We start from the raw sequence: 14424 nt of genomic DNA, 5'->3' as shown, positions 1-14424 counted from the left end.
CTGTCGCCGGCTGCTGTCCCTGGCCGCGTTGATATCGCGCCTGATGAGGAAAGCTCGGCAGATGGATGTTCTCCATCGCCCAGAGGAAAAGCAGCTCCCTGAGGCTAACGTAGTCCCTGGACAACTTCGTCTTCCAGGCGTGCTCTCCCAGGGGCATCCGCACCACCTGACAATCCCCGTCCTCGGAGGGGGCTTCCAGGTCGAGCCAATACGGCGTGGGGCTCAGGGGAGAGGAATCGCCGAAGAGGTAGAGAAACCTACGAGGCGGCATCTCCATCGGCATGACCCGATAGAAGTCGGCGACGTCCAAGAGTGGGTCATAGGCCTCGACCGTTGAGAGGAGTGCCCCGCCTCGTGCCCCCATGTGCTCGGCGAACTGGCGATAGCTGCGTGGAAGTGCTCGTCCGAAGGCCTCTTCGAGTTCATCCAGGAGCGGAGCAGGATACCCCTCGATCTGGTCGCGATAACCCGGGGCATATCGCTCAAGCAATGCGAGCAGTTCGTCCATGGCTCAGGCGCATTCCTTGGAGTGGTTGCACAGCATCTCGGGAAGCAGTCGCTGGCAGGTGTCGCACGAAGGGACGGACTCGCCATGACTGAACTCCTTCTCCACGCTCCGCGCCCCGTTGACGTCCATGACGCTGAACGCCACCCCCACTGTCGAGGTCATGATGGGGGAGAAATAGCGCTCGGACATGGCCTTCACCTGATGGCCCGATGCTCCACCTGCCTGAAGGATCTTGGGGGCGGCGCACTCCCATTTATCGCGTCCCTGGTTCAGCAGTTCCTTCATCTGACTCTCGCTCGCACGGAAGCTTTCGACGAGCGTGAACCGCGTGGTGGCTACAGCCTCCTGAAAGCCAGGTGCCGAGTCGCCCGAACAGGCCACCAGCATTCGGGGGGACTGTGGGCATTTGCAGACGCACACTCCCAACATGTAGCCCTGGACATATGTTCTGACATTCTTGTCCGGCCGCAACACAGGACTCATGCCCTTGAGCCGCGCATTGACGGAGTTCATCTCCTGTTCAATCACCTGAATGTGCTTGCGCTCCTCGGCTCGTTGTTTGGCGAGGCCCTCTTCTTTTGTTTTCAACTCCTCCTGAAGAGCTGAGAGCTGACTGATAATCGTCGCCTTGCCGTCGACAGCGGCGGACTTGAGGTGAGTCAGCAATTCGTTCCGCCGAAGCTTCTGCGGCTCCAAGTGGGCCAGGGCTTCCTTGAAGCGCCCGAGAGAGTCCCGCTCCAACGAATTGCGCCTCTCTCTCAGCCGAAGGAATTCGTCGATGAGCGGCCGCTGTGCATGGAGTCGCTTCATCAACTCCGTGAACACGGTCTCCACATGAGCGACAACTTCGGGAGTCTCGTGCACACGATGGACATCGAGCGGTTTGCCGCACGCTGTGCATCTCGTGTCGTCCCCATACGCCAGGCCCGTACCACCTGCTGAGATGAACGTGGTGTTGAAGGTGTTCCCGTTATGAAGCGTGACGTCGAGGTAGCGAACCACTCCGCGTCCCTCAATCTTCACGTCGACGCTGCCACTGCCCCACGCCATCTTCCCCTTGAGCTTGGAGGAGATGAGCCCCCCAGCGGTCCCTGGCTCGTCACCGGAACTGGCGCTCAACTCGGAGCTCGTCAGTGCCACGGGGTGTCCGCTGATGGTCACGCTCGTGCTGCCCTTGGAGAGCATGGAGTCCTCGGCGGAGTTGACGAAGGGCGTGGGCACCGGTCCTCCCGGCGTTGGCACCTTGCAGACATCTGGGGCCGCCGACGTGTGAGTATTGCCATCGCCCTTGTGCAAAATCGAACGGCCATTCGCATAGACACGACCCATGGCGCCTCCCACATCGCCACCAACACCATGGCGCATTCCCACACTGGAGTCTTCGAAGCGTAGCGCTACGGGGTGACATGGGACGGCGACTGACTTGGTACTCCAGTCCTCTCAGGGTCACGAATCAGCCCTCGCGCACCAGCACATGTCCCTCCTGGACACCGGGCGGGACGAGGTACAGCGCCTCACCCGCCTCCGCGCGGTCCAGCAGCGCGCTCAGCGCCGGCAGGTCCGTGACGGCGATGCGCCGCGTGGGCTCCAGCGACAGTCGACGCTCCATCGCCTCCGCCACGCGCGCGCCGTCCGACAGGTCCGTCTCGTAGACGAAGGTCCGCTCGCCGTACTCGTGTCCTCCGGGAACACGGCCCACCAGTCGCAAGGGCCCCAGTCGCGCGTGGACACGCACACTCGGGTTGTCCCACTGGGCCACGCCGCGCAGCCGCGTCGCTCGCAGCATGCGCAAGGTCAGCGTCTTCACCCACGCGCCCGCGCCCGTCCCCGGCAGGAAGCTCAGCAGTGACGCGCCGATGAACAGCCCCGGCGTCATCGACGGCGCCGCGTAGTACGCCGCGCCGATGGCCGGCTCCTCGTCCGCGAGTCCCAGATGCTTGCGCAGCTCCGGCTTCAACATCCGCGCGGGACAGCGCAGCAACCCAATCGCTCCCGGCATCAGGTACAGGTCCGACAGCACCCAACGCGGAACACCAATCCCTCCAAAGGCGAACTGGTTCAGCTTCAGGTATTGCGCCGCCAACTCCAGGTTCCGCTCAGCGGGCAGATACGTCGCCTGCAACCCCAACGGCGACAGGTCCATCGCCTCCGCGTGCTCACCCGCCCCCAACGCCATCAGCGACACACCGGGATGCGCGGAGAAGTATGCCTCGGCCTGTCTCGCCAGTGCCTCGGTGTCACGCATCGGCTTCGATATCCCGCGCCACGGCTGACAGCCTCGCCTCGTCCGGAATCCGCACCGCGCCGTCCTCCACCCACGCGCGCGACACGAGGCAGCGCGAGGAACCTCCACCCTTCTCACACAGCTCGCTCATGTCGAGCGACACCACGCCCATCCCCAGCGCCTCCACCCGCGCCTTCACCGCCTCCGGCACAACGGAGGGCGCGAGCAAGTCCTTCCCCACCGGCAACCCGTTGGTGGCATAGCGACGAATCTCGTCCTCCGTCACCGTGAGCAACCGCTCCTCACCAAATCGCTCGCGCAGCCGCGCATACGACTCCGCGTCGATGACGTCCGGACACACCAACATGCGGTCCACGGCGGGCAACGGCAGCAGCGCCATGTTGCCGTGAAACGCGGGCTCGCGGACCTGCACGCGCACCACCTCGCCCTGAATCCAGCGCGACGCGGCTTCCAGCCCATCCAGCGTCGTGCGCCCACCCCAGAACAACAGCGTGGCCCCATCGAAGTGCGCCACGTCCCCATGGGCCTCCCAGATGCCCACGTCCGGCTCCACCACCTCGAACCCCATGCGCCGCGCCAACGCGGCCCAGTGCTCCTTCTCCGCCTGTCGGTGCGCGCTCATCATCCGAGGCAACACGAACCACGGCGCCGCGCCCTCGCGCGCCACCACCTGTCCGCACTCCGCCGCGTACGGCATGCCCGTCAGCAGCTCCGACGGCGACGACAGCGCCACCACCGTGCCACCTCGCGCCTCAATGGCCCGCGCCAACGTCAGCCACTCGCGCCGGGCCTTGCGCGCATCCACCTGCCCCGCCTCGCGACTGCGGAAGTTGTTCCGCCCTCGCAGCGCCCAGCCTCGCCCCGGGGGCGACATGAGGAAGAGTTCCATGACCCTCCGTTTCTACCCTCCCCCCATGGAGGACCGCCACACCACCTCTCCCCATTGAACGCTGGCGCACGCCTCGTCACATTCGCGCTGGCCCTCGACGCGACGCCGGGACAGGCTGCCCTCACGTGGACGAGACGAACCTGCCCGAACCCGAAGCCCTGCGGTCCCTCTTGAAGACCGCCCTGGAACTGCCATCGCTCCAGCCGCATGCGGCGCGGTTGGAGCGCCTCGTGGACGACTACGCGCGCGGCGTCGCGAGCAGGGACGCCCCACTCGGTGTCGCGCTCGTGGGCGCCACCGGCGCGGGAAAATCCACCCTCCTCAATGCCCTGGCCGGACAGCCCCTCTCCCGCGAGGGCGTGGACCGGCCCACCAGCACCGCCGCCACCGTCTTCGCCCCCGAAGGCGCCGCCGCGGACACCCTCGCGCAGACGGGCGCCCGCGTGGCGAGGTACGTGCCCGGCCCCCAGGCCCTCTGGGGCGGACAGGTGTTCATCGACACGCCCGACCTCAACAGCGTCGCCACCACCCATCGCGACGTGGCCCGCGCCGCGCTGGAGCGCGCGGACGTCGCGCTCGTCGTCATGCACCGGGGCAGCGTGGCCGAGGCGACGCAGGTGGAGTTCCTCGCGGAGTTCGCTCGCCGCCGCGCGCTCGTCTTCATCCTCAACTTCGCGGACGAGCTGTCGGCCGAGTCACGCGAGACGCTCAAGGCCCAGGTCCGCCGCGTCGCCGCCGAGCAGTTCGGCCTCCCCGCCCAGGACGTGCCCGTCTTCGCCATCAGCGCGCTGGCCGCCAAGGAAGGCCGCGACGTGTCCGGCGAGTTCGGCCCGCTCCTCTTCCACCTGCGAGGACTCGCCACCCAGGCCATCGCCGCGCGCGTGCGACGTGGCAACGCCATGGGCGCGCTCGACGAAGTGTCAGCGCGCGTGAAGGCCGCGCTCGACGAGACGGACGCGCTGCTCGCGAAGACTCGCACCGCCCTGGACTCCGGACTGGCGAAGGCGTCCGACGGGCTGCGCGAGGACTTCGACGCGCGGCTCCGACTCGCACACGGCCACCTGGCGGCGGAGGTGCGACGACAGGCGGGAGGACGCTTCTGGGGCCCGGCCGCGTGGGGCCTTCGCCTCTCCCTGTGGGGCGCGAGCGGCCTGGGCGCGGCGGCGCTGGTGAGCCGACGCAGCCTCCCCGCGGGACTCGCGGTGGCGGCGGCCTCCACGGTGGTGGACGCGGTGCGCGGACACACCCGCGCGCGCGCCGCGGAGAGCGCGGTGATTGAGCCTTTCGACGACGACTTCGGCGTGGAGTCCGCCGCGCGCACCGCGCTGGCCGAGGCCCGCAGCGTGGCGCGCGCCGGAGGCCTGGAGCCGTCGTTGCTCGGCGTGCCGGACGTGGAGACGATGTTGGAAGAAGTCCGCGCGGCCCGGGCCGCCGCGTGGCGCTACACGGCGACGACGGGCGTGGCGGAGGCCGTGGCGGGATGGTGGCGCACCGCGCGCTGGCTGGTGCTGCCACTCATCAACCTGCCGCTGCTCGTGCTGCTGGGACACGTGGGCTACCGCGTGGTGCGTGCCTACGTGGAGGGCCCCCTGTTGCCGTTGGACTACTTCGTCAACGCGGGAGCCCTCTTCGCGCTGCTCGCGGGGGCGGGCGCGATGCTGGCCTCAGCGAGTCTCGCTGGGGCCGCTCGCCGTGCGGGTGCCGGCGGGCGCACGCGCTTCGTCGAGGCCCTGGCCACCCTGGGCGGGCGGCTGGGAGAGGCCGTCGATGATGGCCTTCGCCCCGGGCGGGAGGCCGCGCGGCGCATCCTGGCGCTCCGGTGACATGGACACCACCGGCTGGCCCGGCGTGTGCGCGCCCTCCGTGGTGGCCATGAGCGTGTCGCGACCGGAGTCACGGCAGATGGGCGCGGCCACGCGCGTCTCGCGCACCGGGTCCCCATAGCCAGCGATGCGCGCGGGCACGGACGGGTTGTTCCAACCCTTGCCCACTTCACGCGCCACCTTGAAGTGCAGGTGCGCGCCGCACGCCCAGCCGGTGGAGCCGGAGAAGCCGATGAGCTGGCCTTCCTTCACGCTCTCCCCAGGCTTCACCACCACGGCGCTGAAGTGCAGGTACTGCGTCTCCAGCCCGTCCCCGTGCGAGAGGACGACGTAGTTGGCGTAGGGCGCGAACTTCTCATCACACCCGCCCTTCGTGCTGTCACCGCGAGCCAGCCGCACCACACCTTCACGCGCGGCGACGATGGGCGTGCCCTCCGGCATCCGGAAGTCCCACGCATACGTGTCGTTGTGCTGGTGACTGCCCGTGTCGTGCCCCTGGCTCACCGTGTGGATGCGTCCACACGCGAACGGGACGCCGACCTCGGGCATGTCGCCCACAGGGGAGGCAATCGAGTTGGTAGCCGCTGGCGTCATCGCCAGGAGGGAGCCGACAAGGAGAGCGGAGGGAAGGTTCATATCGGGCCGGCGGACAACGGAGACAAGTGGCTGGGGTATTTCCCTGCGCAATTATCTCGTGCCCGCGAGGCCTATCACCAGGGACCCCATGGCCCGTCCGCTCGTCCGTGGGGCTTGGAGCCCTCGCCGCCGAGTGAGCGGATGACCCTCAGCGAACAGGCCCCTGTCTCCCCGCCCGCTCGGCGGCCCTTCACGAAAATGCCCAGGCGAGCCTCATCAGGACGGAGTGGCCCTCGTGTCTCACCTGTGCCTCCGAAGGTGACACCGTGGATCACCCTCGCTTACCAGCGGCCACAACATAGTGACTGGTCACTCACTAACATCGGAGTTATGCTTCGACGAGATGGCCGTGAAGAGCGCATCCCCCACTGAAGGGCCACCCCGCCCTCCCCGCCGCACGCAGCAGGAGCGCCGCGAGACGACGCGCCGCAAGCTGCTGGACGCCACCATCGACACGTTGGTGGACCTGGGACACGCGCGCCTGACGACGGTGGAGGTCGCGAAGCGGGCGGGCGTGTCGCAGGGCGCGCTCTTCACGCACTTCGACACGAAGGAGGAGCTGCTCGCCGCGGCGGTGGAGCACCTCTTCCCGCGCATCATCCAGGACTATCTGGCCGGTGTCGGCGCGCGGCCGTCGAGCAAGGACCGCATCGCCTCCGCGGTGGACATGTTGTGGGCCGCGTACCAGCGGCCGGAGCTTCAAGCAGCCATCGAGCTGTATGTGGCCGCGCGCACGGACACTGCGCTCCAGGTGGCGCTGGTCGCCGTGGATGGGCCCCACCGGGAGAACCTGCACCGGGTGGCGCGCGAGCTGTTCCCCGAGGCGGCGACCGCCTACCCGGAGTTCGACTCCGTGGTGGAGCTGGCGCTGGACGCCGTGCAGGGCGCGGCCGTCGGAGGCAGCGCGCGTCCAGATGACCCGGCCCACCGCCGCATGCTCGATGCCCTCACCCGCTTCATGCGCAGCGCTTTCTCTTCACCTACGACACGTCGACCGCGCCAACGCCGCCGCTCCTGAGCCTCACGAAGGAGGTGTCCCATGGACGCCGCACACATTCCGGACCTCATCACTCCCGCCATTCCCGTCTTCATCCTGACGGTGGTGGCCGAGGCGCTGTGGGTGAAGAAGCTGCGTGACGAGGGCCGCGAGGTGGCGGGGCACGCCTTGAAGGACTCGGCCGCCAGCCTCTCCATGGGCCTGGGCAACGTGTTCATCAACGTCGTGTGGAAGGGCATCGCCTTCGCCGGCTACCTGGCGCTCTACAACCTGACGCCGCTGCGCGTGGGCACCGGAATCCTCGCCTGGGTGCTGCTCTTCTTCGCGGAGGACCTCTGCTACTACTGGTTCCATCGCGTCCACCACGAGAGCCGCTTCTTCTGGGCGTCGCACGTGGTGCACCACTCCAGCCAGCACTACAACCTCACCACGGCGCTGCGGCAGACGTGGACCAACCCCACGGGCTGGGTGTTCTGGGCGCCGCTGGCGCTGCTCGGCTTCTCCCCGGTGATGATTGTCGTCCAGCAGTCGGTGAGCCTGCTCTACCAGTACTGGATTCACACCGAGGCCATCCGCCAGCTGCCGCGTCCGCTGGAGTGGGTGCTCAACACGCCGTCGCACCACCGCGTGCACCACGCGTCCAATCCGCGCTACCTCGACAAGAACTACGCGGGCATCCTCATCATCTGGGACCGGCTGTTCGGCACCTTCGAACCCGAGGGCGAGAAGCCCGTCTACGGGCTGACGAAGAACCTGGAGACGTACAACCCGTTTCGCATCGCCTTCCACGAGTTCTTCGCCATCGCCAGGGACGCCATGAAGCCAGGCTCCTTGAAGCAGCGGCTGAGCTACGTCTTCCGCAATCCCGCCTGGAAGCCAGACGAGCGGAGCGCGCCGCCCGCGAACCCTCCGACGGCGGAGCCGGTGCGCCCGTCGGCCTGACATGAGGCCCCGCCAGGGGTGCCTCTGACTCCCTCGGGAGTGGGGGGTGTTGAGCACTGCGCCCTCCCCGGGTGTCGAGTCCTCGCGTCGCGCGCGTGTTCGGCTTCCCTCACGCGAGCGGAGGCGCTAAGCCAGCCGCCTCTTTTTCGCGCGAGCACCCCCAAGGAGGAGGACGAGTCATGACCGAGCGTGAGCTGTGGGAGCGGTACCAGCGGTATCTGAGCGTCGTCCCGTCGCTGGGGTTCTCCCTCGACGTCTCGCGCATGGGCTTCGCCGCGGACTTCCTGGAGCGGATGAGCCCGCGCCTGGAGGAGGCCTTCTCCCAGATGGAGGCGCTGGAGAAGGGCGCCATCGCCAACCCGGATGAGAACCGCCGCGTGGGCCACTACTGGCTGCGCGCGCCCGAGCTGGCCCCGGAGCCGGCGCTGGCCAAGGACATCACCGACACGGTGGCCACCGTGCACGCCTTCGCGCGCGAGGTGCACGAAGGGAAGCTGAAGCCGCAGAAGGCGTCGCGCTTCACACATCTGCTGCTCGTGGGCATCGGCGGCTCGGCGCTCGGGCCCCAGCTGGTGGCGGACGCGCTGACGTCGCGGGACGACAAGCTGTCCGTGTCCTTCTTCGACAACACGGACCCGGATGGGATGGACCGGGCGCTGGGACAGCTCGGGGCCCGGCTGGCCGAGACGCTGACGGTGGTCATCAGCAAGTCCGGCGGCACGAAGGAGACGCGCAACGGCATGCTGGAGGCCGAGCGCGCCTATGTGGAGCAGGGGCTCGCCTTCAGCAAGCACGCGGTGGCCGTCACGGGCGCGGGCAGCGAGCTGGACGCTCACGCGAAGAAGCAGGGCTGGCTGCGCACCTTCCCGATGTGGGACTGGGTTGGCGGACGCACGTCGGTGATGTCGGCGGTGGGCCTCTTGCCCGCGCGGCTCCAGGGCCTGGACATCGACGCGATGCTGGCGGGCGCCCGGGAGATGGACGTGGCGACGCGGCAGCGGGACGCGGTGAAGAACCCGGCGGCGCTGCTCGCGCTGATGTGGTTCCACGCAGGCGACGGCAAGGGCCTGAAGGACATGGTCATCCTGCCGTACAAGGACCGCCTGCTCTTGATGTCGCGCTACCTCCAGCAGCTCGTCATGGAGTCGCTGGGCAAGGAGAAGGACCTGGACGGCAAGGTGGTGAACCAGGGCATCGCCGTCTACGGGAACAAGGGCTCCACGGACCAGCACGCGTACGTGCAGCAGCTCCGTGAGGGCGTGCCGAACTTCTTCGCCACCTTCATCGAGGTGCTGAAGGACCGCGACGGCGAGTCCATGGAGGTGGAGCGAGGAATCACCAGCGGGGACTACCTGCTCGGCTTCCTGCTGGGCACGCGCCGCGCGCTGTTCGAGAAGGGCCGCGAGTCCATCACCCTCACCGTCCCGGATGTGAGTCCGCGCACGGTGGGCGCGCTGATTGCCCTCTATGAGCGCGCGGTGGGCCTGTACGCGAGCCTCGTGCACATCAACGCGTACCACCAGCCGGGCGTGGAGGCGGGCAAGAAGGCGGCCACGAGCGTGCTGGACCTCCAGAAGAAGCTCACGGCGCGGCTCCTGGATGCTCGCGCGTCGGCGCGCACGGCCGAGCAGCTCGCCAACGACATCGGCCAGCCCGACGAGGTGGAGACGGTGTTCAAGGTGCTGGAGCACCTGGCCGCCAACCCGGGGCGCGGCGTGCAGCGCTCGGGTGGCGCGAGCCCCTCGGAGGCCCGCTTCCAGGTGAAGTGAGACGCACCGCGGGGCCCGGCGTGCTTCATCAGCGCCGGGCTCTTGTGTAGCGAGTCACCCCTGGGGCCACTTGGGGAAAATTGCTCAGGGGTGGGGCATGCGGTTGTCCTGGACCGCCAGCGGGGACTTCGACCTAGGCTGAAGGCATGAGTCGGTCGACGAGCGCTTTCATGCAGCCCACCCCGCCGCTTCGGGAAGTGGCACATGCCGGACTCGTGCGCGTCTTCGCGTACCACTGCCGCGCGCTGAAGGGCGCTCGAGTCGAACCCGAGCAGTTCACTCACACCTCCATCGCGCTGGTGCGCTCGGGCGTGTTCGGCTTCCGCAGCGAACAGGGGCCCCGGTTGCTCACCACCGGCTTCGCGATGCTCGCGAATCCCGGGCAGCAGTACGAAATCTCGCACGAGCACGCGGGCGGAGACCGCTGCGTCGTCTTCCGCCTCGACGAGGCCGCGCTCGAGGAGCTGGTGGGGAGTCCTCCTCGCGGGGCGCCTCGCAGGTACTTCGCGAGGTCGGTGCTCCCACCTTCGTCGAGGGTCGAGGCGCTCCGACACCTCGCCGAGCAACAGCTGGCCTCCGGTGGCGCGTCGCTGGGGCTGGAGGAGCTGGGGCTCGCGCTCGCGGCCAACGTCGGTACGCTGCTCGGGCGTGCCCCCAAGTCCGAGACGACACGCGACAACCGCGCGGCCCGGGACAGCGTCTATGCGGCCCTGCATGCGATTGAGCTCGGCTCCGCGCGCGAGCTTCGACTGGAGGAGCTCGCGCGAGTGGCAGGCTTGAGCCCGTATCACTTCCTCCGCGTGTTCAAGCGCGAGACGGGTGTGACACCCCATCGCCTCTTGTTGCAGACCCGCGTGCGACGCGCGCTGGAGCTGCTCCGCGACACCTCGCGGCCCGTGACGGACATCGCCTTCGACGTGGGCTTCGGAGACCTCTCCAACTTCATCAACACCTTCCGCCGAGAGGTGGGCAGCTCTCCCTCGAACTTCCGCAAGGCGGCCCCCAAGGACTGGGCCGACACCGTGCTCGCGTCCGCGCGCGGGTGAGGTGACTCGACGGACCCCGCGCCGAAACCTATCGCGACGCCGCCGCCGTCCCCGCGAGCCCCGCCTTCTCGCGTCGACACAGCTCCGCCACCCAGTCCGAAGCCGCGCGCACACGCGGGCTGCGCTGCAAATCCTTGTGAAACGTCAGCCACAAGGGCCGCTTCGCCACGACTCCCGCGCCCACGCGCGTCAACCGAGGGTCCCTCTCTCCCGAGAGACACGGCAGCAGCGCGACGCCCAGACTCGCCGCCGCCGCCTCGCGCAGCACCGCGGTGCTGTTGCTCTGGAGCAGTCGCCGCCCGCCCGACGTCAGCCGCTTGAGTTCCTCGGACTCCTCCCCGGACGTGAGGGACGCGCGGTAGACGAGCACCGTGTGCTCGCGAAAGTCTCCGGGCCGAGGAGCACCCCGGCGACGCAGGTAACCGCGCGCGGCATACATGGCGAAGGCAATCTCGCCGACCTTGCGCACCACCAGCGCATCGCCTCGGGGTGGCGTCAACCGCAGCGCCAGGTCCGCGTCGCCTCGCTGGAGGTCCACCACGTCCGTGCCCACCACCAGCTCCAGGTTCAGCCCGGGGTGGCGCGTGTGCAGCTCTCCCAGATGTGCGACGAGCAGGGCCTGGGCCAGGTACTCCGTGGCCGCGAGGCGGACGGTGCCCTCGGCCTTCGCCTCTCCGGAGACCGAGTCATGGAGCAGGCGGAGCGAGTCCTCCATCTCCCGCGCTCGCGCCACCACCGCCTCGGCGTCCTCCGTGAGCCCCAACGTGCGCGAGCCTCGCAGCACCAACCGCGTGCCGAGCGCCTTCTCCAGCGCCGCCAGTCGTCGGCCCACCGTGGTCGCATCCACCCGCAGCTCTCGGGCCGCCCCGGCGAGCGAGCCCTGGCGTGCCACGGAGAGGAGGTAGCGCAGGTCGTCCCATCGCATATCCATGCCTGCAATGGTGCAGCAAAGCCCTGCATTCCCGCAGCACTTCCGGCGCTATCTCCGAACCTGGAAGCGGCGGCCCCCTTGGCGGCCCCGCGCGAACGACAGGAGAACGCGATGTCCATGTCTCATGCGACGGCGCTGGAGCAAGACACGGTCCCCTCGGTGCGGAGCATCCCCCAGGAGGACAGACTGACGGCGGTCACCCAGGCCTCGAGCCCGGGCGTCCCCTTTCGACTCAAGGCCCAGGACGGCTACACGCTGTCCGCCACCCTCTTCCCGCACGAAGGCGCGGAGGTCGGCGCGGTGGTGCTCGTCGTCGGTGCCACGGGAGCACGGCAGCGGTACTACTCGCGCTTCGCGTCCTTCCTCGCGCGCCGGGGCTTCCCCACCGTCACCTTCGACTACCGAGGCATCGGCGGCTCGCGCCCGGACACCCTCTCGGGCTTCGGCGCGCGCATGGAGGACTGGGGGAGCCAGGACCTCGCGGGCGCCATCGCCGCGATGCGCGAGCGCTTCCCGGGCCGCCGCTTGCTGATGGTGGGCCACAGCGTGGGCGGCCAGCTGCTCGGGCTGGCGGAGAACGCGCGCGAGGTGTCCGCGCTGCTGAGCGTGGCGGCGGGCTCCGGCTACTACAAGCTCTTCCCCCAGCGGCTGCGCATGGCGCTCAACTGGCGCGTGCTGACGCCGGTGCTGACCCGTGCCTTCGGCAAGCTGCCCGGCTGGGCGGGGACGGCGGAGGACCTGCCGGCGGGCGTGGCCACGCAGTGGGCGCGCTGGTGCCTGTCTCCGGACTACCTGCTCGGCGAGGGCGGTGAGCCGCGCCGCGACGCCTTCGCTTCCCTGTACCTGCCCCTCAGGGCCTACAGCTTCGCGGACGACCCCATCGCCTCGAAGGCCGCCGTGGAGCACCTGCTGTCGTTCTACGCGGACGCGCTGGTGGAGCACCGTCGGGTGACGCCCAAGCAGGTGGGCCAGCCCATCGGCCACTTCGGCTTCTTCCGCGAGAACTTCCGCGACACGCTGTGGGAAGACGCCGTCGAGTGGCTCGCCACCCAGGCGCTCACCCCGCGCCCCGCCAACCCGCGCTGACCCACGTCGGTCGACGGACAGAAGTACCGCGCCGGAGACGGCTCTGGCACCGAGGCGTCCCCTCCGCGCGCGGCAAGAATTCACGGTGTGACACAGGCCTCATGCTGTCTCACGGACGGAGGTTGCGCCCGGGTGACCTGAAGTAGAACCCAGCTCCATGGAACTGGAGCTCAGAGGCAAGGCGGCCCTCGTCACCGGCAGCAGCCGGGGCATCGGACGGGCCACGGTGGCGGCGCTGGCCCGCGAGGGCGCACGGGTGTGTCTCAGCGCGAGGGGCGCGGAGGCCCTGGAGACCGCGGCCAAGGAGCTGCGCGCGGCGGGCGCGGACGTGGCCACCGTCGTCGCGGACGTGGCCACCCAGGCGGGCGCCGTGGCGGCGGTGGACGCGGCTGTGCGCGCGTTCGGCACGCTGGATATCCTGGTGAACAACGTGGGCGGCAGCGGCGGCGCGGGCTCGTTCGACGCGGCCACGGTGGAGCAGTGGAGCGCGGTGATGGACCGCAACCTGATGTCCGCCGTGTGGTGCAGCCAGCGCGCCGTGGAGGTCATGCGCGCCAAGGGCGGCGGCACCATCATCCACATCAACTCCATCTACGGCCGCGAGTACGCCGCCAGCGCGCCCTACACCACCGCGAAGGCGGGCATCACCGCGCTCACCAAGGAGATGGCCGTGGACCTCGCGCACCATCGCATCCGCGTCAACGGCGTGGCGCCCGGCTCCATCCTCTTCCCCGGAGGGAGCTGGGACAAACGCCAGAAGGCGGACCCGGACAAGGTCGCGAGGATGGTGAAGGACGAGCTGCCCTGGGGTCGCTTCGGCTCGCCCGAGGAGGTGGCGGACGTGGTGACCTTCCTCTGCTCGGAGCGCGCCCGCTGGGTGACGGGGGCCACGCTCCCCGTGGACGGCGGACAGGGCCGCGCCTTCTGAACGGACCCCAGGGACAGGGGGCCCGTCCCCTGCTGGCGCCAGCCGGACGCCATGCTATGGAGGGCCCTCCCCTGGAGTATCAAGTGCTGAAGCTCTACAAGAAGGAAGGCGACAGCCTCCGTTTCTGGGAGGTCTGGGTGCATGAGGGCGTGCTCACCACGCACTGGGGCACCGTGGGCGAAGTGGGCGAACAGAAGGACACGCCCCTCCCTCCGGAAGAGGACCCCGACTTCGCCATCGCCGACGCCGCCGGCCCGCTCATCGAACAGGACTACGACGAGCCCGAGCCCGACGCCATGGCCACGCTCATCGTGCAGTACCCCATCGAGGGCAAGGGCACCGGCCATGACGTGGAGAAGCGCGTCGCCGTCGAGGAGCTGCTCACCGATGCCCTCGGCTGGACGGGCAACGGCGAGGTGGAGGGCGGGGAGCTGCGCGACGGCCACCTGCGCGTCCACTGCCAGGTGATGCACGCCGAGGCGGCCGTCCGCACCGTGCTTCAGGCCCTCGACTCCGAGGACCTCGTCGATGACGTCAGCGTGCTCGTGGCGAACGGAGACGAGGAGCCTCGCCTCATCTGGCCCACGGCGCCCTGAGCGCCACGTCGCGCGAAGGACAGCTCCG

The 14424-nt window shown here is 69.2% G+C and carries 13 protein-coding genes and 1 pseudogene; 8 read left to right on the top strand and 6 right to left on the bottom strand.

Annotation, left to right across the window (positions count from 1 at the left end):
• From ACN469_RS12810 to ACN469_RS12795, 4 genes are all read right to left on the bottom strand, one after another.
• Positions 1 to 508, bottom strand: a 508-nt coding sequence (locus ACN469_RS12810) for an SMI1/KNR4 family protein (RefSeq protein WP_498767570.1), incomplete at its 3' end; no start/stop codon positions are given.
• Between the two features lie 3 nt (positions 509 to 511).
• Positions 512 to 1837 (bottom strand): DUF4150 domain-containing protein, encoded by a 1326-nt coding sequence (locus ACN469_RS12805; RefSeq protein WP_498767568.1) that lies wholly within the window; start codon positions 1835 to 1837, stop codon positions 512 to 514.
• A 124-nt stretch (positions 1838 to 1961) separates the two neighbouring features.
• Positions 1962 to 2753 carry a hypothetical protein gene (locus tag ACN469_RS12800; RefSeq protein ID WP_498767566.1) on the bottom strand — a complete coding sequence of 264 codons (792 nt, stop codon included), beginning with the start codon at positions 2751 to 2753 and terminating at the stop codon, positions 1962 to 1964.
• Positions 2746 to 3642 carry a dimethylarginine dimethylaminohydrolase family protein gene (locus ACN469_RS12795; protein WP_498767564.1) on the bottom strand — a complete coding sequence of 299 codons (897 nt, stop codon included), beginning with the start codon at positions 3640 to 3642 and terminating at the stop codon, positions 2746 to 2748. Before ACN469_RS12795 ends, ACN469_RS12800 begins: the two co-directional genes overlap by 8 nt.
• Positions 3643 to 3767: 125 nt before the next feature.
• Between ACN469_RS12795 and ACN469_RS12790 the strand changes: the two genes are divergently transcribed.
• The gene (locus ACN469_RS12790; RefSeq protein ID WP_498767562.1) at positions 3768 to 5465 is read left to right on the top strand and encodes a GTPase; all 1698 of its coding nucleotides are present in this window, start codon (positions 3768 to 3770) and stop codon (positions 5463 to 5465) included.
• A 183-nt stretch (positions 5466 to 5648) separates the two neighbouring features.
• Here ACN469_RS12790 and ACN469_RS12785 read toward each other — a convergent pair.
• Positions 5649 to 6014, bottom strand: a pseudogene (locus ACN469_RS12785) (M23 family metallopeptidase); the annotation flags it as partial.
• Between the two features lie 430 nt (positions 6015 to 6444).
• Between ACN469_RS12785 and ACN469_RS12780 the strand changes: the two are divergent.
• The 4 genes from ACN469_RS12780 to ACN469_RS12765 all read left to right on the top strand — a co-directional run bounded on the left by ACN469_RS12780 (position 6445) and on the right by ACN469_RS12765 (position 10855).
• On the top strand, positions 6445 to 7119 hold the full coding sequence (locus ACN469_RS12780; protein WP_498767560.1) for a TetR/AcrR family transcriptional regulator: 675 nt from the start codon (positions 6445 to 6447) through the stop codon (positions 7117 to 7119).
• A 21-nt stretch (positions 7120 to 7140) separates the two neighbouring features.
• A complete protein-coding gene (locus tag ACN469_RS12775) occupies positions 7141 to 8040 on the top strand; it encodes a sterol desaturase family protein (RefSeq protein ID WP_498767558.1) in 900 nt (299 codons plus the stop codon).
• 179 nt (positions 8041 to 8219) lie between these two features.
• Positions 8220 to 9809, top strand: a complete 1590-nt coding sequence (locus ACN469_RS12770) for a glucose-6-phosphate isomerase (protein ID WP_498767556.1) — start codon at positions 8220 to 8222, stop codon at positions 9807 to 9809.
• A gap of 170 nt (positions 9810 to 9979) precedes the next feature.
• Entirely contained in the window at positions 9980 to 10855 is an 876-nt protein-coding gene (locus ACN469_RS12765; RefSeq protein WP_498767555.1) for a helix-turn-helix transcriptional regulator, read from the top strand.
• A 28-nt stretch (positions 10856 to 10883) separates the two neighbouring features.
• Here the strand turns inward: ACN469_RS12765 and ACN469_RS12760 are convergent, their stop codons facing one another.
• Positions 10884 to 11780, bottom strand: a complete 897-nt coding sequence (locus tag ACN469_RS12760; RefSeq protein ID WP_498767554.1) for a LysR family transcriptional regulator — start codon at positions 11778 to 11780, stop codon at positions 10884 to 10886.
• Positions 11781 to 11897: 117 nt separating this feature from the next.
• On the opposite strand from ACN469_RS12760, the gene ACN469_RS12755 reads away from it, so the two are divergent.
• The 3 genes from ACN469_RS12755 (at position 11898) to ACN469_RS12745 (ending at position 14396) form a co-directional block, all read left to right on the top strand.
• A complete protein-coding gene (locus ACN469_RS12755) occupies positions 11898 to 12872 on the top strand; it encodes an alpha/beta hydrolase family protein (RefSeq protein ID WP_498767552.1) in 975 nt (324 codons plus the stop codon).
• 157 nt (positions 12873 to 13029) lie between these two features.
• Positions 13030 to 13800: an SDR family NAD(P)-dependent oxidoreductase gene (locus tag ACN469_RS12750; RefSeq protein WP_498767550.1), complete on the top strand. Its 771-nt coding sequence runs from the start codon at positions 13030 to 13032 to the stop codon at positions 13798 to 13800.
• Positions 13801 to 13883: 83 nt separating this feature from the next.
• Positions 13884 to 14396 carry a hypothetical protein gene (locus ACN469_RS12745; protein WP_498767548.1) on the top strand — a complete coding sequence of 171 codons (513 nt, stop codon included), beginning with the start codon at positions 13884 to 13886 and terminating at the stop codon, positions 14394 to 14396.
• Positions 14397 to 14424 lie beyond the last annotated feature (28 nt).

Source organism: Corallococcus terminator, from assembly GCF_049194865.1.
Taxonomy (GTDB): Bacteria; Myxococcota; Myxococcia; order Myxococcales; family Myxococcaceae; genus Myxococcus; species Myxococcus terminator_A.
The sequence above is the reverse complement of the archived record's forward strand: the minus strand, read 5'-3'. Positions and strand labels throughout refer to the sequence as shown.